This window comes from Variovorax sp. VaC1, assembly GCF_043658315.1.
Classification (GTDB): domain Bacteria; phylum Pseudomonadota; class Gammaproteobacteria; order Burkholderiales; family Burkholderiaceae_C; genus Variovorax.
The window spans coordinates 381,924-406,113 of the sequence record NZ_JBIGLT010000002.1 but is presented as its reverse complement, the minus strand read 5'-3'; the positions used below and the strand labels follow the sequence as shown (position 1 = coordinate 406,113).

18 protein-coding genes and 1 tRNA gene are annotated in these 24,190 nt (G+C 67.5%); 4 read left to right on the top strand and 15 right to left on the bottom strand.

What is annotated here, in order from left to right; all coding sequences use genetic code 11:
• Positions 1-113: 113 nt before the first annotated feature.
• From ACGLHS_RS08855 to fdnG, 7 genes are all read right to left on the bottom strand, one after another.
• A tRNA-Sec gene (locus ACGLHS_RS08855) sits at positions 114-206 on the bottom strand.
• 11 nt (positions 207-217) lie between these two features.
• Positions 218-2,125, bottom strand: coding sequence for a selenocysteine-specific translation elongation factor (gene selB, locus ACGLHS_RS08850; protein ID WP_394478844.1), 1,908 nt, complete (start codon positions 2,123-2,125; stop codon positions 218-220).
• Between the two features lie 145 nt (positions 2,126-2,270).
• A complete protein-coding gene (selA, locus tag ACGLHS_RS08845; RefSeq protein ID WP_394478842.1) occupies positions 2,271-3,719 on the bottom strand; it encodes an L-seryl-tRNA(Sec) selenium transferase in 1,449 nt (482 codons plus the stop codon).
• The gene (fdhE, locus tag ACGLHS_RS08840; RefSeq protein ID WP_394478840.1) at positions 3,719-4,750 is read right to left on the bottom strand and encodes a formate dehydrogenase accessory protein FdhE; all 1,032 of its coding nucleotides are present in this window, start codon (positions 4,748-4,750) and stop codon (positions 3,719-3,721) included. The genes selA and fdhE overlap by 1 nt, the downstream gene beginning before the upstream one ends.
• A 10-nt stretch (positions 4,751-4,760) precedes the next feature.
• Positions 4,761-5,384 (bottom strand): formate dehydrogenase subunit gamma, encoded by a 624-nt coding sequence (locus tag ACGLHS_RS08835; protein ID WP_394478838.1) that lies wholly within the window; start codon positions 5,382-5,384, stop codon positions 4,761-4,763.
• Between the two features lie 10 nt (positions 5,385-5,394).
• A complete protein-coding gene (gene fdxH, locus ACGLHS_RS08830; RefSeq protein ID WP_394478836.1) occupies positions 5,395-6,372 on the bottom strand; it encodes a formate dehydrogenase subunit beta in 978 nt (325 codons plus the stop codon).
• A 177-nt stretch (positions 6,373-6,549) separates the two neighbouring features.
• Complete coding sequence (gene fdnG / locus ACGLHS_RS08825) at positions 6,550-9,627, bottom strand: formate dehydrogenase-N subunit alpha (RefSeq protein ID WP_394478834.1); 3,078 nt, start codon at positions 9,625-9,627, stop codon at positions 6,550-6,552.
• 429 nt (positions 9,628-10,056) lie between these two features.
• Between fdnG and ACGLHS_RS08820 the strand changes: the two genes are divergently transcribed.
• Positions 10,057-12,573: an ABC transporter permease gene (locus tag ACGLHS_RS08820; RefSeq protein WP_394478832.1), complete on the top strand. Its 2,517-nt coding sequence runs from the start codon at positions 10,057-10,059 to the stop codon at positions 12,571-12,573.
• 92 nt (positions 12,574-12,665) lie between these two features.
• Positions 12,666-14,522 (top strand): AAA family ATPase, encoded by a 1,857-nt coding sequence (locus ACGLHS_RS08815; protein ID WP_394478830.1) that lies wholly within the window; start codon positions 12,666-12,668, stop codon positions 14,520-14,522.
• A 25-nt stretch (positions 14,523-14,547) separates the two neighbouring features.
• Here ACGLHS_RS08815 and ACGLHS_RS08810 read toward each other — a convergent pair whose 3' ends face one another.
• Complete coding sequence (locus ACGLHS_RS08810) at positions 14,548-15,453, bottom strand: LysR family transcriptional regulator (protein ID WP_394478828.1); 906 nt, start codon at positions 15,451-15,453, stop codon at positions 14,548-14,550.
• Between the two features lie 143 nt (positions 15,454-15,596).
• On the opposite strand from ACGLHS_RS08810, the gene ACGLHS_RS08805 reads away from it, so the two are divergent.
• Together ACGLHS_RS08805 and ACGLHS_RS08800 are read left to right on the top strand one after the other, a co-directional pair.
• Positions 15,597-17,108 carry an MFS transporter gene (locus ACGLHS_RS08805; RefSeq protein ID WP_394478826.1) on the top strand — a complete coding sequence of 504 codons (1,512 nt, stop codon included), beginning with the start codon at positions 15,597-15,599 and terminating at the stop codon, positions 17,106-17,108.
• A gap of 180 nt (positions 17,109-17,288) precedes the next feature.
• Positions 17,289-17,513, top strand: a complete 225-nt coding sequence (locus ACGLHS_RS08800; RefSeq protein WP_093238181.1) for a SlyX family protein — start codon at positions 17,289-17,291, stop codon at positions 17,511-17,513.
• A 14-nt stretch (positions 17,514-17,527) separates the two neighbouring features.
• Here ACGLHS_RS08800 and ACGLHS_RS08795 read toward each other — a convergent pair whose 3' ends face one another.
• The 7 genes from ACGLHS_RS08795 to cyoB form a co-directional block, all read right to left on the bottom strand.
• Positions 17,528-18,214 carry a hemolysin III family protein gene (locus tag ACGLHS_RS08795; RefSeq protein ID WP_093238183.1) on the bottom strand — a complete coding sequence of 229 codons (687 nt, stop codon included), beginning with the start codon at positions 18,212-18,214 and terminating at the stop codon, positions 17,528-17,530.
• A gap of 128 nt (positions 18,215-18,342) precedes the next feature.
• Entirely contained in the window at positions 18,343-18,888 is a 546-nt protein-coding gene (locus ACGLHS_RS08790; RefSeq protein ID WP_093238184.1) for a response regulator transcription factor, read from the bottom strand.
• Positions 18,869-20,281 (bottom strand): ATP-binding protein, encoded by a 1,413-nt coding sequence (locus ACGLHS_RS08785; RefSeq protein ID WP_093238186.1) that lies wholly within the window; start codon positions 20,279-20,281, stop codon positions 18,869-18,871. The genes ACGLHS_RS08790 and ACGLHS_RS08785 overlap by 20 nt, the downstream gene beginning before the upstream one ends.
• Positions 20,265-21,149, bottom strand: a complete 885-nt coding sequence (locus ACGLHS_RS08780; RefSeq protein ID WP_394478823.1) for an SURF1 family protein — start codon at positions 21,147-21,149, stop codon at positions 20,265-20,267. The genes ACGLHS_RS08785 and ACGLHS_RS08780 overlap by 17 nt, the downstream gene beginning before the upstream one ends.
• The gene (gene cyoD / locus ACGLHS_RS08775; RefSeq protein WP_093238189.1) at positions 21,146-21,544 is read right to left on the bottom strand and encodes a cytochrome o ubiquinol oxidase subunit IV; all 399 of its coding nucleotides are present in this window, start codon (positions 21,542-21,544) and stop codon (positions 21,146-21,148) included. The genes ACGLHS_RS08780 and cyoD overlap by 4 nt, the downstream gene beginning before the upstream one ends.
• On the bottom strand, positions 21,541-22,194 hold the full coding sequence (gene cyoC / locus ACGLHS_RS08770; protein ID WP_093238190.1) for a cytochrome o ubiquinol oxidase subunit III: 654 nt from the start codon (positions 22,192-22,194) through the stop codon (positions 21,541-21,543). The genes cyoD and cyoC overlap by 4 nt, the downstream gene beginning before the upstream one ends.
• A complete protein-coding gene (cyoB, locus tag ACGLHS_RS08765) occupies positions 22,187-24,190 on the bottom strand; it encodes a cytochrome o ubiquinol oxidase subunit I (protein ID WP_093238192.1) in 2,004 nt (667 codons plus the stop codon). Before cyoB ends, cyoC begins: the two co-directional genes overlap by 8 nt.

The window sequence follows — 24,190 nt, the reverse complement described above, 5'->3', positions numbered from 1 at the left end:
GTCGCCGTCGCGAGCGGTTCGAGCTTGCGCCGAGAAGCGCAGACGTACATGGGTACGTCGAGCATCGCAGGCGCGAGATCGAATCGCGCAGCAGGCGAATGCCCGCGCAACGGCGGAAGGGGGAAGGAGTCGAACCTTCCCGGCGACGACTGGCGCCACCCACTGGGTTTGAAGCCCAGCCGCCCCACCAGGGACGATCCCCTCCCATGCGGCCCGGTCACGGGCTCGCTCCGAACAACGACGTATCGGGCCGCAGCAGGTGTGTGTCTTTCACGCGCCGCGTGTAGCCCACACGGTCAAAGAATTCCAGCAACTGGATCGCGCGCTTGCGCCCCAACCCGGTCGCATCCCGAAAGCTCGCGGCCTGCAGGCCTTCAGGCCCCGCGATGCAATCGCGGACAAGGCCCGCCAACTGCTCGATGGTCGCCAGCGGATAGTACAAGTCCTTCACCACCTGGAAGGCCTCGCCTTGCCGCGCGAGGCTCGCCAGGGTCTGCCGCACCATCGGCTCGCTCGCCGCACAGTCCTTGGCGAGGTCGCGCACCCACGGCGGATCGAAGCCGCCATCGGCCAGCTTGGGCAGCAGCTTCTGCACGAGCTTCTGCTCGGCTTCGTTCAAACGTGCCGCGTGGTCCGGCAGGTGCAGCCACGTGCCGCTGCGCACCAGTGCGCCACCGGTGGCCAGCGCATCGAGTGCATGGCGCCACAACGCATCGTCGGTGCGCGGCGCGGCCAGCCGCTTGAGCCGGCGCGCATCGGGGCCGACCTCGTCGGGCGCCGCGCGGTGGAAGTCGGCCAGCCGCTCGACGATCTGCGCCTGCAAGGCATCGAGGTGCTGCCGCGCGATGGCCGTCTGCGCGATGCGCACCGCATCGTCGGGCAGCGCCAGTGCGTCTTCGTTCGCCAGCGACAGCGCGCGGGCCAGCCGCGCCGTGTCTATGCCGAGCGGCGCGTTGTGCAGCAGCGCCGCCACGCGCGCGGGCCGGTCGTCGATGGCCCAGGCCGCCAGCGTGCGCAGCCGCTCGGGCGTGCGCCGATAGCGCACGGGCGCAAAGGGATCGAGGACGCGCACGCCGGCCACGGTGCGCGTGGCCGAGGCATCGCGCAGCACGCCGTGGTCGCCGTGCCATGCGCCGACCTCGTCGCGCAAGACCAGCTGGGCCAGTGCGGTTTCGCCGGGCGCGAGCGCATCGCGGTCGAGCAGGGCCACCGAGGCCATCACGTCGCTAGCCCCCAGGTGCGCGTGCACTGTGGCGCCTGAGCGCAGGGGGCGGGCTTCGTCGGGCCACAGTGTGAGCAGCACGTCGATGCGTGCCGTCGCCAGCGCGATGGCCGGGGTGCAGACCCAGTCGCCGCGGTGCACTTCGTCCTTCGTCACGCCGGCCAGCGCGAGCGCGCAGCGCTGCCCCGCATGCGCCGCGTCGGCCTGCCTGTTTTGCGCATGGATGCCGCGCACCCGCACCGTGCGCTTGCCGGGCGCGAGCTGCAGTTCGTCGCCGATGCGCACGGTGCCGCTGAAGACCGTGCCGGTCACGACGGTGCCGACGCCCGCCAGAGTGAAGGCGCGGTCCACCGCGAGGCGGAAGGCGAGGTCGTCTTCTCGCGCGCTTTCTTCGCGCGCAACATCGAGCAGCCGCGCGCGCAGCGCATCGATGCCTTCACCCGTGGTGGCGGACACCGCGAGCACCGGCGCGTTGGCCAGCGGCGTGGGTGCGAGCAAAGCGTTGATTTCCGCGCGCACCTCGTCGAGCCGCGCCGCGCGCGTGGCCGCGTCGATGCGATCGATCTTGGTGACGGCCACCGTGGCCGCGCGCACACCCAGCAGCGCGACCACGGCCAGGTGCTCGCGCGTCTGCGGCATCACGCCATCGTCGGCCGCCACCACCAGCAAGGCGTGGTCGATGCCGGTGGCGCCGGCCAGCATGGTGTGCAGCAGGCGCTCGTGCCCCGGCACATCGACAAAGCCGAGCGACACGCCATCGGGTGCATGCAGGTACGCGTAGCCGAGTTCGATGGAAATGCCGCGCCGCTTCTCTTCGGGCAACCTGTCGGTGTCGACGCCGGTGAGCGCGCGCACCAGCGAGGTCTTGCCGTGGTCGATGTGGCCTGCGGTGCCGATGATCATGGCGGCGTGCTGTCTCGCTCCTTCCCCCTTTGGGGGAAGGTTGGGATGGGGGCAGGTCTTCGATGAGGCGCCGCGATTGTCTGAGGGCCGTCGTGCCCCCACCCCGACCCTCCCCCGGGAGGGGAGGGAGGAATGCGGGGAGTCGTCACGACAGATGCTCCTTCAGCAAGGGCAACTGCGTGACGAAGGCGGTGCTGTCCTCCAGGCAGCGCAGGTCGAGCAGAAGGCGGTCTTCCGCGATGCGGCCGATCACCGGCAGTGGCAGGCTGCGCAAGGCGGTGGCGAGCGCATCGAGCGCTGTACCGGTGCCTTTCTTCGAGGTGCCGGCCGGTGAGAGCGCAAGGCCCGCTGAGGGCAGGCGTTCCACCGGCAGCGAGCCCGAGCCGATCTGGCCCAGCAGCGATACCACCTCGACGGTGAAGCGGGGCACTACGGCCGCTTGCACAGCGGGTTGAAGTGCTTCGGCCATCTCGCGGATCGCGTCGGCGGGCCGCGTCAGCAGACGCAGTGTCGGCAGGTCTTTCGCGAGCCGTTCGGGCCGCAGATAAAGCGACAGCGTCGCTTCGAGCGCAGCCAACGGCAGCTTGCTCATGCGCAGCGCGCGCTTCATCGGAAACTTGCGGATGCGGCCCACGGCTTCCTTGCTGCCGACAATGAGCCCGGCCTGCGGGCCGCCCAGCAGCTTGTCGCCCGAGAAGGTGACGATGTCGCAGCCGGCCGCGAGCATCTCCTGCGGCAGCGGTTCGCGCGGCAGGCCGTAGTGGGCCAGATCAACCAGCGAGCCGCTGCCCAGGTCGGTCGCCAGCGGCACGCCGCGCGCATGCGCGATGCCGGCGAGCGTGGCCTCGTCGACGGCGGCGGTGAAGCCCTGCACGGCGTAGTTGCTGGTGTGCACCTTCATCACGAGCGCGGTGCGTTCATTGATGGCGCGTTCGTAGTCCTGCGGATGCGTGCGGTTGGTGGTGCCGACCTCGACCATGCGCGCGCCCGCGCTGGCCATCACGTCGGGCATGCGGAAGGCGCCGCCGATCTCGACCAGCTCGCCGCGCGAGACGATGACTTCACGCTCGCGTGCCAATGCCGCGATGGTCAGCAGCACGGCCGCCGCGTTGTTGTTGACCACCGTCGCAGCTTCGGCGCCGGTGATGCTGCACAGCAGCTCTTCGACCAGCGAGTCGCGGTCGCCACGGCTGCCGGTGGCCAGGTCGTACTCGAGGTTGTTGGGTGAGGTCATCACCGCCAGCAGTCGCTGCAGCGCCGCATCGGCCAGCAGCGCGCGGCCGAGGTTGGTGTGGATGACGGTGCCGGTGAGGTTCAGCACGGCGCGCATGCGCGGTGCGAGGCGGCCTTGCACGCGGGCGGCGAGTGCATCGGCCAACGCTTCGGCCTGTACTTCAGCGGTGGGTAGCTTGCCCGCGACGGCACGAGCACGGAGCCCTTCGAGCAGCGCACGCGCCTCGCCGACAACAAGGGTGTGGCCATGCGCGGCCAGCAGGGCGCGCGGCGCATCGGCGCGCAGCAGTTGATCGACAGAAGGCAGATCCTGGGGCCTTGCCGTCGAGCCGTGGACCACGGACTCTTCGGGCGCTGCCATCAGCCGCCCCCGCCGTCGTCTTGAATTTCTTCGGGGTCGCCGAACAGCAGCATCAGGTTGTGGCCGCTGCGCTGGTGGCCGGCTTCGGACACCAGCAGGTCGAGCGTGACGCTGGCGAGGTCGTCGGCCACGGGCTCGACCTCGGGGTCTTTCTCCATCGCGATCTGTTTCAGGTAGTGGCCGCAGCTGTCGCAGCACTCGGCCTTGACCGCGCCTTCGCGCGCGCCGGTCGCTGGCAGTTCGATGCCCGGTTGCGGCGACAGCGATTCGAAGTGAATGCCCTTGGTGCTTTCGCAGTGCGTGCACTTGATGCGCACGTAGTGCCACTCGGTGCTGCACAGCGAGCAATGCAGGTAGCGAAAACCCGCCTCGTCGGCGCCGATGCGCGTGATGCTCACGGTCGGCACGCTGCCGCAGCAGGGGCATTCATTGCCGGGGTCGGTGCGGCCGAAGATGTTCTCGCCATCGCGCTCGGCCACCTGCAGCACGAGCTGCGTCCAGTAGGCCTGCAGGCCGGCGGCGATCAGCGGGGCCGCAGCAAGGTCGAGCCCGAACATGATGCGGCGCGAGAGCAGGTCGGCCTGCTGGTCGAGCCATGCATCGTCGGCGGCGACCACGCGGTCGAGCGTGTCGCGCGCCGGGCCTTCGGGCAGGCGCACGCGAAAGAGGCCCAGCAGGCGCCGAAGCTCCTGGCGCCACATGGCATCGCGCGACCAGCCGAAGGCGGGCATCGGCGGCTTGAGTGCCTTGGCTGCAGCTTCGAGCGCATCGGATGCGGGCAGGGCGACCTTCGGGTAGTCCTGCAGCAACTGATGCTGCGCTTGCGCAAGGTCCGCAATGAAGATCAGGTACTCGCGCATCGGGTGCGAAGCTGCGAGCTGGCGCAGGCGCAACTGCCGGTCGGAGAACACGAGAGACCGAACCGGCAAGCGCAGGAACGGCATCTGCCGCCCGGCCTGCATCGCGATCTGCTCGGGATCGAGAACGCGCGTGGTCCGGATCGGCGGTGGGGTGCCGGTGGAACTCGTCATCGGCGCAGTATCACTCACCGCGCGTCATTTTGCGATGCCAAAGGGGATGGTTCAGCTTGGCCCAGCCCTCGGTGACGGTGCCGCGCGTCATCGCGCGCAGCGTGCCCTTGACCCAGATCGCGGCATAGATGTGCGTGATGACCGACAGGATCAGCACCACCGCAGAGACCGAATGCACGACCACCGCGATGCGCCGCACGAGGATCGGGAAGAAGCCGACGAACCACGGGCTCCAGAACATGAAGCCCGTCACCAGCAACAGCAGCAGGCTGATGCCGAAGGCCCAGAACACGAGCTTCTGGCCGGCGTTGTACTTGCCCACCGGCGGCATGCTCGACTTGTCGCCCTTGAGCATCTTCGGCGCGTTGGCGATCCACTCGCGGTCGACCTTGTCCAGGATGTTCTCGCGCCACATCGTGAAGAACAGAAACACGAAGCCCAGCACCATCAGGAGGCCCATGAAGGGATGCAGGATGCGCGTCCACGGCCCGCCGCCGAACAGCGTGCTCAGGAAGAACAGGCTGGGGTGGAAGAAGGCCAGGCCCGAGAGGGCGGCCGCGAAGAACATGATCGCAACGAACCAGTGGTTCATGCGCGTGGCATCGCGGTAGCGGCGAAGGTAGTAGCGTGTCATCGCGGTCTCCTCAGGCGCGGGGTTCTTCGCGCACGGGTTCGGCGGGCCTGGATGCCGTGGTGGGCGGCACTTCGATCACCACCACGTCGTCCGGCTTGCCGTCGAGGTCGGCATCGGGGTGGTCGTCCTTCGGCTCGATCGGACCGACCTTCATGTAGTGGAAGAAGCTGCCGACCACCGCGCCGATCATCGCGACCATGGCGAGCGGCTTGGCCACGCCCTTCCACAGCGACACCAGCGGGCTGATGTGCGGGTCTTTGGGCAGGTTGGCGTACAGGCCGGGGCGGTCGGCATGCTGCAGCACGTACATGACGTGCGTGCCGCCGACGCCGGCCGGGTCGTACACGCCGGCGTTGGCAAAGCCCCGGTCCTTCAGGTCGACGATGCGTTCCGAGGCGTACTCGTGCATGTCTTCCTTGGTGCCGAAGTGCAATGCGCCGGTGGGGCAGGCCTTGACGCAAGCGGGCTCCAGGCCCACGCCCACGCGGTCGGAGCACAGCGAGCACTTGTAGGCCTTGTTGTCGGCCTTGCTGATGCGCGGCACGTCGAAGGGGCAGCCGGTGACGCAGTTGCCGCAGCCCACGCAATGCTCGCTGATGAAGTCGACGATGCCGTTGGCGTACTTGATGATCGCGCCCGGCGAGGGGCACGACTTCAGGCAGCCGGGGTCGTCGCAATGCATGCAGCCGTCCTTGCGGATCAGCCATTCGAGCTTGCCGGCTTCGGGTTCGACTTCGGAGAACTTCATCACCGTCCATGACGAAGGCGTGAGGTCGTTCGGGTTGTCGTAGGTGCCGTGCGTGGTGCCGACCTCGTCGCGCAGGTCGTTCCACTGCATGCACGCGACCTGGCAGGCCTTGCAGCCGATGCAGGTCGACACGTCGATCAGCTTGGCCACCTGCTGCACTTGCGGGCGGCTGCGGATCTCGGGCGACGGCGTGGTCGTGGCCGAGCGAGCGGCGATGTCGAGGGTTTGGAGGGAGGACATCAGCGGCTCCGGTTGTCTGTCTTGCCCCTTCCCCTTCCGGGGGGAGGTTGGGATGGGGGCAGGCCTTCGATGAGGCGCCGCGTTGTTGTGGAGGCCGCTGTGCCCCCACCCCGGCCCTCCCCCGGAAGGGGAGGGAGAAAGTCAAAGGCATCGAGGGCGTTGAAAGCTTGATTCATCTCATGCCTTCTCGATATTCACCGTGAACGACTTGTACTCCGGCGTCTGCGTGTTCGCATCGCCGACAAAAGGCGTCAGCGTGTTCACCAGGTACCCCGGCTTCGCGATGCCGACGAAGCCCCAGTGGTTCGGCAGCCCCACCGTGTGCACCGTGCGGCCATCGACCTGCAGCCCGACGATGCGCTTGGTGACCAGCGCCACGGCCTTGATGTAGCCGCGCTTGCTCGACACCTTCACCGTGTCGCCGTTGGCGATGCCTTTCTCCTTCGCCAGCTCTTCGCCGATCTCGACGAACTGCTGCGGCTGGATGATGGCCGAGGTGCGCACGTTCTTGGTCCAGTAGTGGAAGTGCTCGGTCAGGCGGTAGCTGGTCGCCACGTACGGAAAGTCCTTTGGCACACCGAGGCGCTCGAGGTCGCCCTTGAAGATGCGTGCCGCGGGGTTGGCGCGCGCCTTCTGGTTGTTCGGGTGCATCAGGTTGTTGACCAGCGGCGACTCGAAGGGCTCGTAGTGCTCGGGCAGCGGGCCTTCGGCCATGCCGGTGGGCGCGAAGAGCCGCGCCACGCCTTCGGCCGTCATGATGAACGGGCGCACCGCCTCGGCTTCCATCGGGTTCGCATCGGGCCGGATGTCGGGCACGTCGGAGCCGGCCCACTTGGTGCCGTCCCACGCGACCAGCCGGCGCTTGGCAATCCACGGCTTGCCGGTGGCCGGATCGGTCGAGGCGCCGTTGTAGAGAATGCGCCGGTTCGCCGGCCAGGCCCACGCCCAGTTCTGCACCATGCCGATGCCGTACGGGTCGGCGTTGTCGCGCCGCGCCATCTGGTTGCCGGCCTGCGTCCATGCGCCGCTGTAGATCCAGCAGCCGGAAGCGGTCGAGCCATCGTCGCGCAGCAGGCCGAAGCCCGAGAGCTGTTCGCCGGCCTTGGCCAGCGGCGGCTTGCTCGGGTCCTTCGGATCGAGCAGGTCGGTGATGGCGCGGCCGTTGTATTCCATCGCCAGCTCTTGCGCCGAAGGCGAGTGCGGAATCTTGTAGGGCCAGGTCAGCTTGACGATCGGGTCGGGGAAGGCGCCGCCGTCCTTCATGTAGGCCTGGCGGATGCGGTTGAAGATGCCCGCCACGATCTCGATGTCGCCCTTGGCTTCGCCTGGAGGCTCCGCGCCCTTCCAGTGCCACTGCAGCCAGCGGCTGGAGTTGGTGAGCGAGCCGTCTTCCTCCGCGAAGCAGGTCGAGGGCAGGCGGAACACCGTGGTCTGGATGTCGGTTGTCTTGACGTCGTTGAACTCGCCGAAGTTGCGCCAGAACTCGCTGGTCTCGGTGATCAGCGGGTCGATGGTGACGAGGAACTTGAGCTTTGAGAGCCCGTCGACGATCTTCTTCTTGTCGGGGAACGAGCCCACCGGGTTGAAGCCCTGGCAGATGTAGCCGTTGAGCTTGCCCTGGTTCATCAGCTCGAAGGCCTGCAGCACGTCGTAGAGCTTGTCGATCTTGGGCAGGTAGTGAAAGGCCCATTCGTTGTCGGCCGTGGCCGCGTCGCCCCACCACGACTTCTGCATGCTGACGAAGAACTTCGGGTAGTTCTGCCAGTAGCTCATCTGGTTGGGACGCAGCGCCTTCAGCGCACGGGTCTTGTAGTAGTCGGGCAGGTTCTGCTCGCTGTCCCGCGCGAGCGACATGTAGCCGGGCAGCGAGTTCGACAGCAGCCCCAGGTCGGTCAGGCCCTGGATGTTGCTGTGGCCGCGCAGCGCATTCATGCCGCCGCCCGCCACGCCGATGTTGCCCAGCAGCAGCTGCATGATGGCGCCGGTGCGGATCATCTGCGAGCCCTGGCTGTGCTGCGTCCAGCCGAGCGCATACATCACCGTCATCGTGCGGCCGCTGGTGCTGGTGCTCGCGATGTACTCGCACACCTTCAGGAACTTGTCCTGCGGCGTGCCGGTGATGCGGCTCACCATCTCGGGCGTGTAGCGCGCGTAATGGCGCTTCATGACCTGCAGCACGCACTGCGGGTCTTGCATGGTCATGTCGACCTTGGCCATGCCCTGCTCGTCGAGCGCGTAGTTCCACGACTTGGGGTCGTAGCTGCGCTTGTCGGCGTTGTAGCCGCTGAACAGGCCGTCCTCGAACTTGTAGTCAGGCCCGACGATGAACGGCGCGTTGGTGTAGTTGCGCACGTACTCGGTCTGGATCTTGTCGTTGCTCAGCAGGTAGTTGAGCACCCCGGCAAGAAACGCGATGTCGGAGCCCGCGCGTATCGGTGCGTAGTAGTCGGCCATGGCGGCCGAGCGCGTGAAGCGCGGATCGACCACGACAAGGCGCGCCTTGTTCTGCTTCTTGGCCTCGATGACCCACTTGAAGCCGCACGGATGCGCCTCCGCGGCATTGCCGCCCATGATCAGCACGACATCCGCGTTCTGGATGTCCTGCCAGTGGTTGGTCATCGCACCGCGTCCGAACGTCGGGGCCAGACTGGCCACCGTAGGTCCGTGTCAAACGCGTGCCTGGTTGTCGAACACCAGCATTCCGGTCGAGCGGAATGCCTTGTGCGTGATGTATCCGGTTTCGTTGGACGAGGCCGAGGCGCAGAGCATGCCCGAACTGGTCCAGCGGTTGACGGTCTTGCCGTCGGCGTTGGTGGTCTGGAAGTTGGCGTCGCGGTCGGCCTTGAGCAGCTTGGCGATGCGGTCGAGCGCGTCGTCCCAGCCGATGCGCTTCCACTCGGTGCTGCCGGCCTCGCGCACCTCGGGGTACTTCAAGCGGTTGGGGCTGTGCACGAAGTCGAGCAGGCCCGCGCCCTTGGGGCACAGCGTGCCGCGGTTCACGGGGTGGTCGGCATCGCCCTCGATGTGGAGGATGTCGGACACCACGTTCTTGGCCTTGTCGCCCAGGCTGTACATGATGAGCCCGCAGCCCACCGAGCAGTACGGGCAGGTGTTGCGGGTCTCGGTGGTGCGCGCGAGCTTGAAGTTGCGGGCCTCGGCCAGCGCGGCGGTCGGCGAGAAGCCGAGCGCGACGATGCTGGAGCCGACCAGCCCGGCGCTGCTGACGCGGAAGAATTGGCGGCGGCTTATGTCCATGACATCACCTCCTGCACGGCTGAAGTGGGTTGTTTCATCGGGGTCTTCTTCTTGGCGTGGAAATCGTGAATCAGCGAAGCGGGCCGGCGGCCCCTGGTGGAGCGCCGTGCCGGTGGCTGATGCATTCGTCGCCGGCGTGGGCGGCGGCCTGGCATCGCAGCAGGCGCTCGACAGCGTGCCCGGGGCCCGGCAAAAGGCCCATGGCTTGCAAGCGCTGACATCGTGGCATCGAGACTCCTTGGGGAAGGACGGTCTGACTACGGGCTGTTTTTCTTGCACCGCTTGGCGCTGGCCGGACGTGCCCGGTTTGCGACAAAGAGGAGGCGTTTGTCGCATCATGCGACAGCATCCGGCCGCGATCAAGGGCCATGGGGGCGCAATAACCCTCGAACCGGTCGGTGGCCGGGCCCGTCGGCTATCGTTCGCGCCATGAATGCCTCCCTCCGCCTGGGTTGGCGCACGCTCTGGCGCGATCTGCGCGCCGGCGAGCTGCGCCTGTTGATCGTCGCCGTGTTGCTGGCCGTGGCCGCGCTCACGGCGGTCGGCTTCTTCGCCGACCGGTTGCAGGGCGGCCTGCAGCGCGACGCGCGGCAACTGCTGGGTGGCGACGCGGTGATCGTCAGCGACAACCCGACGCCCGAATCCTTCGTGGCGCAGGCGAAGTCGCTGGGCCTCGAAGGGACTGGCACCTACGGCTTTCCGACCATGGCGCGTGCCGAAGACGCGCAGGGCGGCGCCAGCAAGCTGGTGGCGTTGAAGGCCGTGACCACGGGCTACCCCTTGCGCGGCAGCCTGCAGACCTCGACCACCATCGACGGGCCGGGCACCGTCACGCGCGAGATCCCGCCGGCGGGCGAGGTGTGGGTCGATGCCTCGCTGCTCGATTCGCTCGGGCTCAAGGTCGGCGACCCGCTGCTGCTGGGCGACACCAGCCTGCGCGTCGGCCGCGTGATCACGCTCGAACCGGACCGTGGGGCCGGCTTCATGAGCTTCTCGCCGCGCGTGATGCTCAACCAGGCCGACGTGGCGCGCACCGCGCTCGTGCAACCGGCCAGCCGCGTGGGTTATCGTTTCGCGGTGGCGGGCGACGATGCCGCGGTGAAGCGCTTCACCGACTGGTCCGATGCCGCCATCAAGAAGGGCGACCTGCGCGGCGTGCGGCTCGATTCCTTCGAAGGCGGCCGGCCCGAGATGCGCCAGACGCTGGACCGTGCCGAGAAATTTTTGAGCCTCGTCGCGCTGCTCGCGGCGCTGCTGTCGGCCGTGGCCGTGGCACTGGCCGCGCGCGGCTTCGCGGCCAGCCATCTCGACGACTGCGCGATGCTGCGCGTGCTCGGCCAGAGCCAGCGCACCATCGCGATGGCCTATGCCTTCGAGTTCGCGGTGATCGGCCTCGTGGCCAGCGCGCTGGGCGTGGCCATCGGTTTCGCGGTGCACTACATCTTCGTGCTGCTGCTGGCCGGGCTGGTCGAAACCGCGCTGCCGGCCGCCACGTTGTGGCCCGTGGCCTTCGGCCTCGGCATGGGCCTGACGCTACTGTTCGCCTTCGGCCTGCCGCCGGTGCTGCAACTGGCCCGCGTGCCACCGCTGCGCGTGATCCGGCGCGACGTGGGCGGGCTCAAGCCAGCGTCGCTCGCGGTGCTCGGCATCGGCGTGGCGGGTTTCGCGGCCCTGCTCATGGCGGCCAGCAGCGACATCAAGCTGGGCCTGATCGCGGTCGGCGGCTTCGCGGGTGCGGTGGCTGTGTTCGCATTGCTGAGCTGGCTCGCGGTGAAGGTGCTGCGCCGCAGCGTCAACGAGACCACGGCGCCGCGCTGGCTGGTGCTGGCCACGCGGCAGATTTCGGCGCGGCCGGCTTACGCGGTGGTGCAGGTCAGCGCGCTGGCGGTCGGCCTGCTCGCGCTGGTGCTGCTCGTGCTGCTGCGCACCGACCTCGTCGCGAGCTGGCGCAAGGCCACGCCGCCCGATGCGCCGAACCGCTTCGTCATCAACGTGATGCCCGACCAGAGCGATGCGTTCCAGAAGTCGCTGCGCGATGCGGGCGTGGGCAAGTTCGACTGGTACCCGATGATCCGCGGCCGGCTGGTCGCCATCAACGACAAGCCCGTCACGCCCGACGATTACGCGGAAGACCGCGCCAAGCGGCTGGTCGACCGCGAGTTCAACCTCAGCAACGCCGTGCAGGCGCCCGAGCACAACAGCATCACCGCCGGCAAGTGGACGCCCGGCGCGGCAGGCGAGGTGAGCGTGGAAGAGGGCCTGGCCGAAACATTGGGCCTGAAGCTCGGCGACAGCCTGCGCTTCGACATCGGCGGCATGCAGAACGACGCGCGCATCACCTCGCTGCGCAAGGTCGACTGGGGCTCGCTGCATGCCAATTTCTTCGTCATGTACACCGTGGCCGCGCTGCCCGATGTGCCCGTGACCTACATGGGCGCCTTCCGCGCGCCCGAGACGCGCGGCTTCGACAACGCATTGGTGCGCAGCTACCCGAACGTGACCAACGTGGACATGAGCGCGACCATCAACCAGGTGCAGCGCGTGCTCGACCAGGTGATCCGCGCGGTCGAGTTTCTGTTCGGCTTCACGCTCGCGGCGGGGCTGGTGGTGCTGTTCGCCGCGGTGACGGCCACGCGCGAGGAACGGGCGCGCGAGTTCGCCGTGATGCGCGCGGTGGGGGCGCGCGCCAGCCTGCTTCGACAGGTGCAGCGCGCCGAGCTGGCGGGCGTCGGCCTGCTCGCGGGCTTTCTCGCGAGCATCGTGGCCTCGGTGATCGGCTGGGCGCTGGCGCGCTACGTGTTCGAGTTCACCTGGACCGCCTCGCCGATCGTGCCGGTGGCGGGTGCGATCGCCGGCGCGGTGCTGGCGCTGGGCGCGGGCTGGTGGGGCCTGCGCGACGTGCTGCGCCGGCCGGTGGTCGACACGCTGCGCCGCGCGGCCGAATAAATAATAAATTTTTCTTCCGGCGCGGGCGGGGAAGGGGTGGGGAATGCAATACATTCCCCGACCCTGCATTCATTCGAAGAGAACCCCTTTACATGCGCTTGGCGTCATTCCAGATCACCAACTTTCGCTCGATCAACGACAGCGGCTCCATCGATTCATCACAGATCACAGCGATCCTCGGTAGAAATGACAGCGGCAAATCGAACCTGCTGCGCGCGCTTCACAGCCTGAACCCGACAGAGGGCCTGGCACCCCTCAGCCCGATCAAGGACTTTCCGAGGCACCGGCGCCTGGAAGAGTGCACCGGCGACACGCCCGTCGTGCACACGCGCTGGGCACTGGACGACGGCGAACGGGCCGCGCTGGCCGCCATCTTTCCGCGCGCCACGGGCGTGAGCCACGTCACCGCGAGCCGGGGCTACGGCACGGCGCGCTGGGCCGGCTTCGAAGGGCTGGCCGAGCTGTCCATCGACGTGAGCGACATCAAGGGCAAGGTCCGCAAGATCGTGCCGGCCATCAAGGCCGCCGCCGAGAAGGTCGGCGAAGAAGCCAAGGCGATGCTCGAACAGGAGGCCGACGCCTTCGACGCCGCCATGATCGCCAGCCCCGACTTCATCAAGTGGTCGGCCGGCGCGGTGAAGGCCACGCAGGCCCTGCGCAAGGCCCTGGCCTCCGTGGATGCCGAGCTCAGCGACAAGCAGGAGCAGATGCTGGTCGAGCTCGAGGAGCTGTCGCTGTCCATCGCCAACGACAAGCCGGCCCTCGACCAGGCGCGGGCCTGGGTCATCGAGAAGCTGCCACGCTTCATCTACGTCGACGAATACCCGGCGCTGCCCGGCCGCCAGAACCTGGCCGACTACCTCGCACGCAAGAGCTGGGGGCAGACGACGCCCGGCCAGCAGAGCTTCGAGAAGCTGTGCAAGGTGGCGGGGCTCGACCCGCAGCAACTGCAGGACCTGCAGGAAAAGAACGACCAGGCCACGCGCAACCAGCTTGCCAACCGTGCTGGCTCGGTGGTCACGGCCGAGATCCGCCGGCTCTGGAAGGACCGCCCGCTCAAGGTCCGCTTCAACCTCGACGGGCAGCACCTGGACACGATGGTCTCGGACCCGAACGGTAGCTACGAGGTGGAAGTGAATCTGGACGAACGCAGCCGCGGCTTCCAGTGGTTCTTCTCGTTCTACATCGCCTTCTTTGCGGACACGAAGGGCGGCGAGGCCGAAGACGCCATCCTGCTGCTGGACGAACCGGGCCTGCACCTGCACCCGCATTCGCAGGCCGACCTGCTGGCGCATTTCGAGAAGGACTTCGGCAACCAGATCATCTACACCACGCACTCGCCGTTCATGGTGCCGACGCACCGGGTCGACGCGGTGCGCACGGCGAGCCTCGACGAGGCGCGCGGCACCACGGTGAGCAACACGGCGGAAGGCGACGAGCGCACGCTGTTCCCGCTGAAGGCCGCGCTGGCTTTGAGCCGGATCGCGGGCGAGCCGGTGAAGCCGGAGCCTGTGAAAGCGGTGGCTGCGAAGGCGGAGGTGGCGAAGGCTGCGCCTGCAAAGGCTGTTGCTGGGGAGGGGGTGAAGCCTGCCAAGGCGGCGAAGCCTGTTGAAGCAGTGAAGCCCGTTGAGGTGGTGAAGCCCGTTGAGGCGGTGGCTGTTGCCGAGACGGCACCGGTCGTCGCTCCTGTTTCAGCGCCTGTTGCTGCTGCGCCGCTGCCCGCGAAGCAGGAGCCTGCGAAGCCCGTAGTTGTGGAGACCGCAAAGCCTGCCGCCGAGGCGACACCTGTTGCCGTGGCCATGCCAGTCGTTGCGGCTGCCGAAGCCGTGGTCGCTGCACAACCGGAACCCGTGAAGCCAGTGGTGGTCGCGGAAAGCACCACGCCTACCGAGGCACCAGCCAGCGCCATGAGCGAGCAGGCGGACAGCGAACTCACGCAGCCCGCATAAAGGCAAGGTCAGCGATCCACCGGACTCATGCGGCGCCGGTCGGTGCCGCACCCGCGTCGTTGAACATGTGCTCGCTCGCAAAGTCCACGAAGGCCCTGACCTTCGGCGACAGCTGGCGGCTCGAAGGCCACAGTGCCGAGAACTGCCCGTTGCGCACGAGGTGCGTGGCCAGCACGCGTTGCAGCTCGCCGCGACAGAGCGAATCGCGCGCCAGAAAGTCCGGCATGTAGGCCACGCCGAGGCCGGCCACGGCCGCGCCGAGCATGGCTTCCATGTTGTTGCAGATCAGGCCGGGCGGCAGCTGCGCGGGCAACCCCGGCAAGTCCCAGTCTTCGATCTTTCCGCCGGTCACGAACTTGTAGCGCAGGCAGCTGTGCTGCGCGAGATCGGCCGGCACCTGCGGCACGCCGTGGCGCGCGAGGTAGCCGGGCGAGGCCACGAGCACGAAGCTGAACGGACCGAGCCGGCGCGCCACGAGCTGCGAGTCGACCAGTTCACCGCTGCGGATCGCCACGTCCACACCCTCGGCGATCACGTCGACCAGCCGGTCGTTGAAGTCGAGGTCGAGTTCGATCTCGGGGTAGCGTGCCTTGAAGGCCGGCAGCATCGGCAGCAGAAAGCGGTAGCCGATGGTCGGAAGGCTCACGCGCAAGCGGCCACGCGGCGCCGCGACGGCGTCTTGCATCATCGCGCGCGCATCGTCCAACTCGTCGAGGATGCGGCGGCAGCGCTCGTGGAACATCGCGCCTTCCTGGGTCAGGCGCACATGCCGCGTGGTGCGGTTGAAGAGCCGCAGGCCGAGCTGCTGTTCGAGCCGCGCCACGTTCTTGCCGACCGCCGATGCCGAAATGCCCAGCAGCCGGCCGGCCTTGGCAAAGCTGAGCAGGTCGGCCGCCCGCACGAAGGATTCGAGTCCGCTGAAGCTGTCCATGGAAGGCCTGATTAGCAACCTTGGGTTGGGGGTGTGAGGATCAATGGCGCCATTTTCATTCCATTGAATCCTTTCTATCTTCTCTTCACGCCCGGCCGCTGTGGCCGACCTGTTTCTCCCCTCTGCGTGAAAGCCTTCCTGCGATGTCTTCGTCTTCCACCCACAAGAACTGGCTGCTGGCCGCCGTCTGCCTCGCGGCGCTGGGCATGCCGCTGAGCTTCACGGGGCCTGCGGTGGTGCTGCCCGCGATCCGCGATGCACTGGGCGGTAGCCCGGTGCAGCTCAACTGGGTGACCAACGCTTTCATGCTGAGCTTCGGCGCCACGCTGATGGCGGCCGGCGCACTGGCCGATGCGTACGGGCGCAAGCGCATCTTCCTGCTGGGCTTGGCCGTGGTCGCGTTGAGCAGTTCGCTGTTGACGCTCGCACCGGGCATCGTTGCGTTCGACCTCGCACGCGCGCTGCAGGGGCTGGGCTCGGCGGCGGCCTTCGCGGCCGGTACCGCGGCGCTCGCGCAGGTGTTCGACGGCGCGGCCCGCACGCGGGCCTTCAGCCTGATCGGCACCTCGTTCGGTGTGGGCCTGTCGTGCGGCTCGATTCTTTCGGGCTGGCTCGCCGAGTCCTTCGGATGGCAGGCGGTGATGCTCAGCCCCGGCGGGGTCAGCCTTGTCGCGCTGTGCATGGCCTCGATGAGCATGCGCGAGTCGCGCAACCCGGATGCGATGGGGCTCGACATGCCGGGCACGCTCAGCTTCACCGCCGCGTTGAGCCTGCTCACGCTGGGCGTGCTGCAGGCGCCCGACAGCGGCTGGGGCAGCCCGTGGGTGATCGGCGCATTGGCGGGCGCGTTGCTGATGGGCGCGGCCTTCATCGCCATCGAGCGGCGCGTGGCGCACCCGATGCTCGACCTGTCGCTGTTCCGCTTTCCGCGCTTCGTCGGCGTGCAGCTGCTGGCGGCGGCGCCGGCCTATGGCTTCGTCGTGCTGCTGGTGCTGCTGCCGATTCGCTTCATCGGGCTCGAAGGGCGCAGCGCGCTGGAGGCGGGCAGCTTCATGTTCGCGCTGTCGGGGCCGATCCTCGTGGTGCCGACGCTGGCGGCATGGCTCGCGCATCGCTACTCGGCGGGTGCGATCTCGGCGGTGGGCCTGCTGGTGTGCGCGGTGGGGCTGTTCTGGCTCAGCCGCTGTGCGCCGGGCACGCCGCTGCACGACATCGTGTGGGCGCTGTTGCTGATCGGCGCGGGCATCGGGCTGCCTTGGGGGCTGATGGATGGCCTCGCGGTGAGCGTGGTGCCGCGCGAGCGTGCGGGCATGGCCTCGGGCATCTTCAACACCGTGCGGGTGGCGGGCGAGGGAATCGCGCTGGCGCTGGTGGGGGCCGGGCTGACGGCATTGGTGACGCTGCACCTGGGGTCGTCGGCAGCGGCCGCGCAGGCGGCGCAACGCGTGACGACGGGTGACCTGTCGCAGGCGCTGGTCTTGCTGCCGGGCCTGGACCGCGCGGCGCTGCTGCACGCGTATGGCGCGGCGTTCGGCACGCTGCTGTGCGTGCTGGCGGGGGTGACGGTGTTGACGGCGCTGGTGGTGTTCGCGTTTCTGCGCGGGGCGACCGAACCCGAGATCGGGCTCGTGGCGATGGAGTCCTCGACCGGCTGAGGGCGGCCTCTGCCCGTGCCGCTCGAGATGCAGTTGGCGGTGCGGTGCGTGGCCAGCGCCTCGATGCTGTCAAAGCCCATCGGCATGGGCGACCTGCTCGAGGCCAAGGTCAGGCGCTGAGCGGGGCGTCATAACCGAGGCATCACAAAACTGCGAACGGTCTTCCTGTCCAATAGCGGCATGGAAAACCAACCGAACGAACTCGCACAGCGCGTGACCGAGCTCGAAATCAAGTCGAGCTACGCCGAAGACCTGCTGGACCAGCTGAACATGACGATCTACCGCCAACAGCAGCAGATCGACCGGCTGATCCTGCAGGTCACGCAGCTCAGGGAGCAGAGCCAGAACGCGTCACAGGACGGCCCGGCCAGCAACCCGCGTGACGAGCTGCCGCCGCACTACTGAGAAAGAGAAGACGATCAGCCGTGCGCGTGCCAGAGCACGGCGAAGAAGTGGCAGGTGCTGCCGGCCAGCACGAAAAGGTGCCACACCGAGTGCGCATAGCGCACCTTGTTGTCGAACAGGAAGACGACTGCGCCGGCCGTGTAGAACAGGCCGCCGGCCACGAGCCAGCCCAGGCCCGACGCCGACATGCGCTCGTACAGCGGCACCGCCGCCATCAGTGCCATCCAGCCCATCGCCACATAGAGCCCGGTCGACCACAGCGGATGCTGCAGACGGTTGAACAGCTTGGCGCTCACGCCCAGCACGGCCGCGGCGCAGATCGCGCCGAACAGGGTCCAGCCCAGCGGCCCGCGCAGCACACCGAACAGGAAGGGCATGTAGCTGCCCGCGATGAACAGGTAGATGGCCGCGTGATCGAGCCGGTTGAACCAGGCCTTGGCGCGGCCCATGGGCAGCGCGTGGTACAGCGTGGAGATCAGGTACAGCACGATGGCCGTGCCCGCGAACAGGCAGGCGCCGACGATGCCCGCGGCCTGGCCTTTTTGCGAAGCGCTGTAGACCAGGATGGGCAGCGAGGCAATGGCGAGCAGCAGGCCCAGCCCGTGGCTCAGTGCATTGAAGAGTTCTTCCATCGCCGTCTGGTCGCGGGCCGCCAGGACGGGCGCGCGGGGCGAAGGGTGCGTCTGTGAAGGTGCAGTCATCAGGAGAGGAACCTCATGAAAAATGGATTGCGGCGACAAGCTTGCCAGAACCGTGCCACGCGTTCTGCGTGCTTGACCAGCCTGCGATCAAGGACTTGCGGGTCATTGCTGCCGATAAACAAGCCTGCTTACTTGACCTGCTGCTTGCCCAGCTTGCGCGCCAGCGTGCGCCGGTGCATGCCGAGCCTGCGCGCGGTTTCGGAAATGTTGAAGCCGGTCTCGGCCAGCGTCTCGTGGATGCGCTCCCATTCGAGCGTCTTGATCGAGGTCGAGCGGTTGGTCAGCTCGACCTCGGTGGTGCCGATGGCGCGGCCGAAGGCGGCCTCGATGTCGTCGGTGTTCGAGGGCTTGGCCAGGTAGTGGCAGGCGCCGAGCTTGATGGCCTCGACGGCGGTGGCGATGCTGGCGAAGCCGGTCAGCACCACGATCAGCGTCTTGGGGTTGTGACGGTGCAGCATCTGCACGCAGGCCAGGCCCGAGGCCTCGCCGTTGAGCTTGAGGTCGACCACGGCATAGCCTGGGGAACGGGTTTCGAGCAGCGTCTCGACCTCTTCGAGGTTGCTCGCATGCGTGACCGTGTAGCCCCGGCGCTCGAAGGAGCGGCCGAGCGTGCGCGCGAAGGCGTCGTCGTCCTCGACGATCAGCAACTGGCGCTCAGCTTCGGTTTCGGTCATGGCCTTCCACTTCGATGGTCTCGCTTTCCACGTCCCCGTCTTCTTCCTCTTCTTCGTCCTCTTCCTCTTCAAGCACGATGGCCGCCAGTGGCAGCGTGATCTTCACGATGGCGCCGCCTTCGGGCCGGTTGCCCGCGGCCACGCGGCCACCCACGGTGCGCGCCACATTGACGACCAGGAACAGGCCGAGCCCGCCACCGGGGCGGCCCTTGCTCGACTGGTAGGGCTTGCCGAATTCCTTGAGGATGCCCGGCAGGAAGCCGGGGCCGGCGTCGCTCACGGTGATGGTCAGCGCGTCGCCGTCATGTGCCGCTTCGAGGCGCAGCCAGTGCGGCGAAGCCTCCAGGGCATTGTCCAGCACGTTGCAGATCATCTGCTTGAGCGCCGAGTCGGACACCATGGGCAGGTCGTGGCCGAAGCGGTTCTCGTAGTCGAAGTCTTCGACCGGGCGCGTGGTGCGCCATTCTTCGACGAGGTCGTCCAGGAAGGTGCTGACCGTGGTTTCTTCGGACGACTCGCCGCGCGCTTCGCCGGCCGACAGCAGGATGCCGCTCACGATGCTCTTGCAGCGCTGGATCTGCAGTTCCATCTCGGCCACCTCGGTCAGCAACTCGGGGTCGGAGCTGAAGTGCGGCAGCCGGCGCCAGTCGCCCAGGATCACTGCCAGCGTGGCGAGCGGCGTGCCCAGTTCATGTGCAGCGCCCGAGGCCAGCAGGCCCATGCGCACGATGTGTTCTTCTTCGGAGGCGCGCTGGCGCAGGTCGGCCAGCCGTGCGTCGCGCGCGCGCAGGTTGCCGCTGATGCGGGTGATGAAGATGACCAGCAGCGCCGCATTGAGCGCAAAGCAGATCAGCATGCCCTGGATATAGGGGCTCCAGAGGCCGCGGTCGTGGTCCAGCGGCAGCGCGAGCGGGCGCGAGAACAGCGCCAGCAGCGCAAAGCAGAAGCTGGTGACCACCACGATGGTCCAGGTCGACCAGGCCTTCAGCAGCACCGCGCCCAGGATCACCTGCAGCAGGTAGAGAAACACGAAGGGGTTGGTGGCGCCGCCGCTCAGGTAGAGCTGGGCCGTGAGCATGGCCACGTCGACCAGCAGCGCGAGGAACAGCTCGCCATTGGTCACGCGGCGGTGGGTGCGCGAGCGCAGCAGGCTCACCACGTTGAAGAGCGCCAGGCAGGTCAGCACCTGCAGCATGTGGTCCAGCGGCAGGCGGATGCCGAAGCCGTAGTGCACGACCAGGATGGTGACGACCTGCCCGACCACCGCGAACCAGCGCAGCTGGATCAGCTGCTGCATGTTCTTGTGGCCGGTGGCGTTGTCCAGGCTCGCGACCCCGGCGCGGGGCGCGTGCAGTTCCCCCGCGATCGCGACGGCCTCAGTCGCGGCGGGCATCTTGGGTGGGGCGGCTGGCGTCGGCATGGGCTGCATTTTCGTCGCTGCCGCCATTGCCGCCGTTCGGGCCCCGCCGGCGCCGCTCGTCGCGCCACACGAACCAACTCGCGCCCAGCACCATCAGCGCCAGCCCGTACCAGGTCAGGGCGTAGACGAGGTGGCTGTTGGGGAAGGCGATGACCGTCAGCCCGCCGGCGGGCCAGGCGGGGGCGGCATCGCCGTTGTTCGATGAAGGTGAAGGGGCAGCCGCGGCGTCGATGAAGTAGGGCGCCACGTCGCGCAGGCCGCGTGCCGAGGCAATCGCCTGCACATCGCGCGAGAACCAGCGGTCGGCCGTCGGGTCGTTCTTGCGCAGGAAGCCGCCCTTGGGTTCGGTGATGCGCAGCAGGCCGGTGACGGTGGTCTCGCCCTTCGGTTCGGGCGCGGTGCGGGCTGTGCGGTCGCGCGCCTCGGGCGGCACGAAGCCGCGGTTGACCAGCACGACGGTGCCGTCGTCGGCCTGCAGCGGCGTCAGCACCCAGAAGCCGGCACCGAGCCGGGTGCTGGCCTGGACCAGGGTCTCTTTGTCGTTGAGGAAGGTGCCGGCGATGCGCAGTTGCCGGTATTCGTCGTCGGCCGCATTGATCTGCGGCCAGCTGTCCCGCCCGGGGGCCGTGGCGGCCGGGGCATGCACCCGCTGGTCGACGCGGGCAATGAGATCGAGCTTCCAGGCCCTGCGCTCGACCTGCCAGGTGCCGAGTGCGAAGAACCCGGCAAAGGCCGCCGCCGCGAAGACCGCCAGTGCCACCAGCCCGGCCGCGGAGCGCCGGCGGCCTGTGGCTGTGGGGGGGAGTGGGCTGTGGGTGCGGTCTGGCGGCGAGGGCGTCAAGGCATGTTCTTCATGTCGTGCATCATCACCGGCATCATGTTGGTGTTCATGTGGTACATGACCCACAGCGAACCGGCCAGCGTGATGACCACGAGCACGAGCGTGAAGATCAGCGCCAGCATGTTCCAGCCGCCTTCGGACTTGGCGTCCATGTGCAGGAAGTACACCATGTGCACCACGATCTGCACCACGGCGAAGGCCAGGATGACGAGGGCGGTGGTGTTGGGCTTGTCGAAGACCTTGCCCATCACGAGCCAGAACGGAAGGGCGGTGAGGATCACGGCCAGCACGAAGCCGGTCATGTAGCCCTTGAAGGTGCTGTGGCTCACGGGACCATCGTCGTGGTCGTCATGGCCGTGGGCGCCGTGGCCGGCGGTTTCGGTGTGCGCGCTCATTGCAGCGATCCCATCAGGTACACGAAGGTGAAGACGCCGATCCAGACCACGTCCAGAAAGTGCCAGAACATCGACAGGCACATCAGGCGGCGGCGGTTGGCAGCGGTGAAGCCATGCTTGGGCAGCTGGATCATCAGCACGATGAGCCAGACGATGCCGAAGGTCACGTGCAGGCCGTGGGTGCCCACCAGCGCGAAGAACGACGACAGGAAGGCGCTGCGTTGCGGGCCCGCGCCTTCATGGATCAGGTGCGCGAACTCGTACAGCTCCAGGCCGATGAAGCCCGCGCCCAGCAGGCCGGTGATGGCCAGCCACACGAGCATGGTGCGCATGCGGCGCTTCTGCATCTCGAGCACGGCAAAGCCGTAGGTGATGGACGACAGCAGCAGCAGCGAGGTGTTGATCGCCACCAGCGGCAGGTCGAACAGGTCGGCGCCCGAGGGGCCGGCCGCGTAGCTGCGGCCCAGCACGCCGTACACCGCGAACAGGCAGGCGAAGATGAGGCAGTCGCTCATCAGGTAGAGCCAGAACCCGAGCAGCGTGCCGTTTTCGGGGTGGTGGTCTTCGTTGCGGACGTTGAAGACCTCGAACGCCGGAGCGTTCCCGGTGTGGCCGGCGGTGCCGGCGGAAAGAGCGGTGGTATTAGACATGGGCAGCCAGGAGGCGCGTGCGCGCGTCTTCGGTGCTAACGACTTCTTCCGTGGGGATGTGATAGTCGCGCTTGTAATTGAAGGTATGGATGATCACGGCGGCGAGCATGGCCGCGAAGCCGAGGCCTGCCACGAGCCACATCTGCCAGATCAGGGCGAAGCCGCAACCCGCAGCCAGCGCCGCGATGATGAAGCCGGCCGCCGTGTTCTTGGGCATGTGGATGGGGCTGAAGCCGTCCAGCGGACGCTGGTAGCCGCGGGCCTTCATGTCGGACCATGCGTCGTTGTCATGCACGCGCGGCGTGAACGCGAAGTTGTAGGCAGGCGGGGGCGACGAGGTCGACCACTCGAGCGTGCGGCCGTTCCACGGGTCGCCCGTGGTGTCGCGCAGCGATTCGCGGCGGATGAAGCTCACCACCAGCTGGATGATGAACGAGGCGATGCCCAGCGCGATCAGCACGGCGCCGAAGGCGGCGACCTGGAACCAGATCTGCAGCGACATGTCCTGGAAGTGGCTCATGCGGCGGGTCACGCCCATCAGGCCCAGGATGTACAGCGGCATGAAGGCGAACCAGAAGCCGACGATCCAGAACCAGAACGAGCACTTGCCCCAGAACGGATCGAGCTTGTAGCCGAAGGCCTTCGGGAACCAGTAGGTGATGCCTGCCAGCATGCCGAACAGCACGCCGCCGATGATCACGTTGTGGAAGTGGGCGATCAGGAACAGGCTGTTGTGCAGCACGAAGTCGGCCGGGGGAACGGCCAGCAGCACGCCGGTCATGCCGCCGATCACGAAGGTGATCATGAAGCCGATGGTCCACATCATGGGCAGCTCGAAACGGATGCGGCCGCGGTACATGGTGAAGAGCCAGTTGAAGATCTTCGCCCCTGTCGGGATCGAGATGATCATCGTCGTGATGCCGAAGAACGAGTTCACGCTGGCGCCGGAGCCCATGGTGAAGAAGTGGTGCAGCCAGACGAGGTACGACAGGATGGTGATCACGACCGTGGCGTACACCATCGAGGCGTAGCCGAAGAGGCGCTTGCCGGAGAAGGTGGAGACCACTTCCGAGAAGATGCCGAAGGCCGGCAGGATCAGGATGTACACCTCGGGGTGGCCCCAGATCCAGATCAGGTTCACGTACATCATGGCGTTGCCGCCCATGTCGTTCGTGAAGAAGTTGGTGCCTGCGTAGCGGTCGAGCGACAGCAGGGCCAGCACGGCGGTCAGCACCGGGAAGGCAGCGACGATCAGCACGTTGGTGCACAGGGCGGTCCAGGTGAAGACGGGCATCTTCATCATGGTCATGCCCGGGGCGCGCATCTTCACGATGGTCGCCAGCAGGTTCACGCCAGAGAGCAAGGTACCTACCCCCGCTATCTGCAATGACCATATGTAGTAGTCGACCCCCACGTCGGGGCTGTAGAGAATGCCCGACAGCGGCGGGTAGGCCAGCCAGCCGGTCTTGGCGAATTCGCCGACGAACAGCGACGCCATCACGAGGCCGGCGCCGAAGGTGGTCATCCAGAAGCTGAAGTTGTTCAGGAACGGGAAGGCCACGTCGCGTGCGCCGATCTGCAACGGCACCACGAAGTTCATGAGGCCCGTGACCAGCGGCATCGCCACGAAGAAGATCATGATCACGCCGTGGGCGGTGAAGATCTGGTCGTAGTGGTGCGGCGGCAGAAAGCCCGCGTTGTCGCCGAAGGCGAAGGCCTGCTGGGCCCGCATCATCAGGGCGTCGGCGAAGCCGCGCAGCAGCATCACCAGGCCCAGGATGATGTACATGATGCCGATCTTCTTGTGGTCGATGCTGGTGATCCAGTCGCGCCACAGCATGCCCCACAGCTTGAAGTAGGTGATGGCGCCGAGGACGGCGATGCCGCCCAGGATCACGCCCGCAAAGGTCGCGAGCAGGATCGGCTCGTGGTAGGGAATCGCCTCCCAGGTGAGGCGGCCGAAGACGAGCTTCGTCAGGTCTAGGTTCTGCAACAT

Coding starts and splice junctions, on each gene's coding strand:
- ACGLHS_RS08820 (WP_394478832.1), top strand. CDS start 10,057: ATGAATGCCTCCCTCCGCCTGGGTTGGCGCACGCTCTGGCGCGATCTG.
- fdxH (WP_394478836.1), bottom strand. CDS start 6,372: ATGTCCTCCCTCCAAACCCTCGACATCGCCGCTCGCTCGGCCACGACC.
- selA (WP_394478842.1), bottom strand. CDS start 3,719: ATGGCAGCGCCCGAAGAGTCCGTGGTCCACGGCTCGACGGCAAGGCCC.
- ACGLHS_RS08785 (WP_093238186.1), bottom strand. CDS start 20,281: ATGCCCGCCGCGACTGAGGCCGTCGCGATCGCGGGGGAACTGCACGCG.
- cyoC (WP_093238190.1), bottom strand. CDS start 22,194: ATGTCTAATACCACCGCTCTTTCCGCCGGCACCGCCGGCCACACCGGG.
- ACGLHS_RS08815 (WP_394478830.1), top strand. CDS start 12,666: ATGCGCTTGGCGTCATTCCAGATCACCAACTTTCGCTCGATCAACGAC.
- cyoD (WP_093238189.1), bottom strand. CDS start 21,544: ATGAGCGCGCACACCGAAACCGCCGGCCACGGCGCCCACGGCCATGAC.
- ACGLHS_RS08805 (WP_394478826.1), top strand. CDS start 15,597: ATGTCTTCGTCTTCCACCCACAAGAACTGGCTGCTGGCCGCCGTCTGC.
- cyoB (WP_093238192.1), bottom strand. CDS start 24,190: ATGTTGCAGAACCTAGACCTGACGAAGCTCGTCTTCGGCCGCCTCACC.
- ACGLHS_RS08835 (WP_394478838.1), bottom strand. CDS start 5,384: ATGACACGCTACTACCTTCGCCGCTACCGCGATGCCACGCGCATGAAC.
- ACGLHS_RS08800 (WP_093238181.1), top strand. CDS start 17,289: ATGGAAAACCAACCGAACGAACTCGCACAGCGCGTGACCGAGCTCGAA.
- ACGLHS_RS08810 (WP_394478828.1), bottom strand. CDS start 15,453: ATGGACAGCTTCAGCGGACTCGAATCCTTCGTGCGGGCGGCCGACCTG.
- ACGLHS_RS08790 (WP_093238184.1), bottom strand. CDS start 18,888: ATGACCGAAACCGAAGCTGAGCGCCAGTTGCTGATCGTCGAGGACGAC.
- selB (WP_394478844.1), bottom strand. CDS start 2,125: ATGATCATCGGCACCGCAGGCCACATCGACCACGGCAAGACCTCGCTG.
- fdhE (WP_394478840.1), bottom strand. CDS start 4,750: ATGACGAGTTCCACCGGCACCCCACCGCCGATCCGGACCACGCGCGTT.
- ACGLHS_RS08795 (WP_093238183.1), bottom strand. CDS start 18,214: ATGACTGCACCTTCACAGACGCACCCTTCGCCCCGCGCGCCCGTCCTG.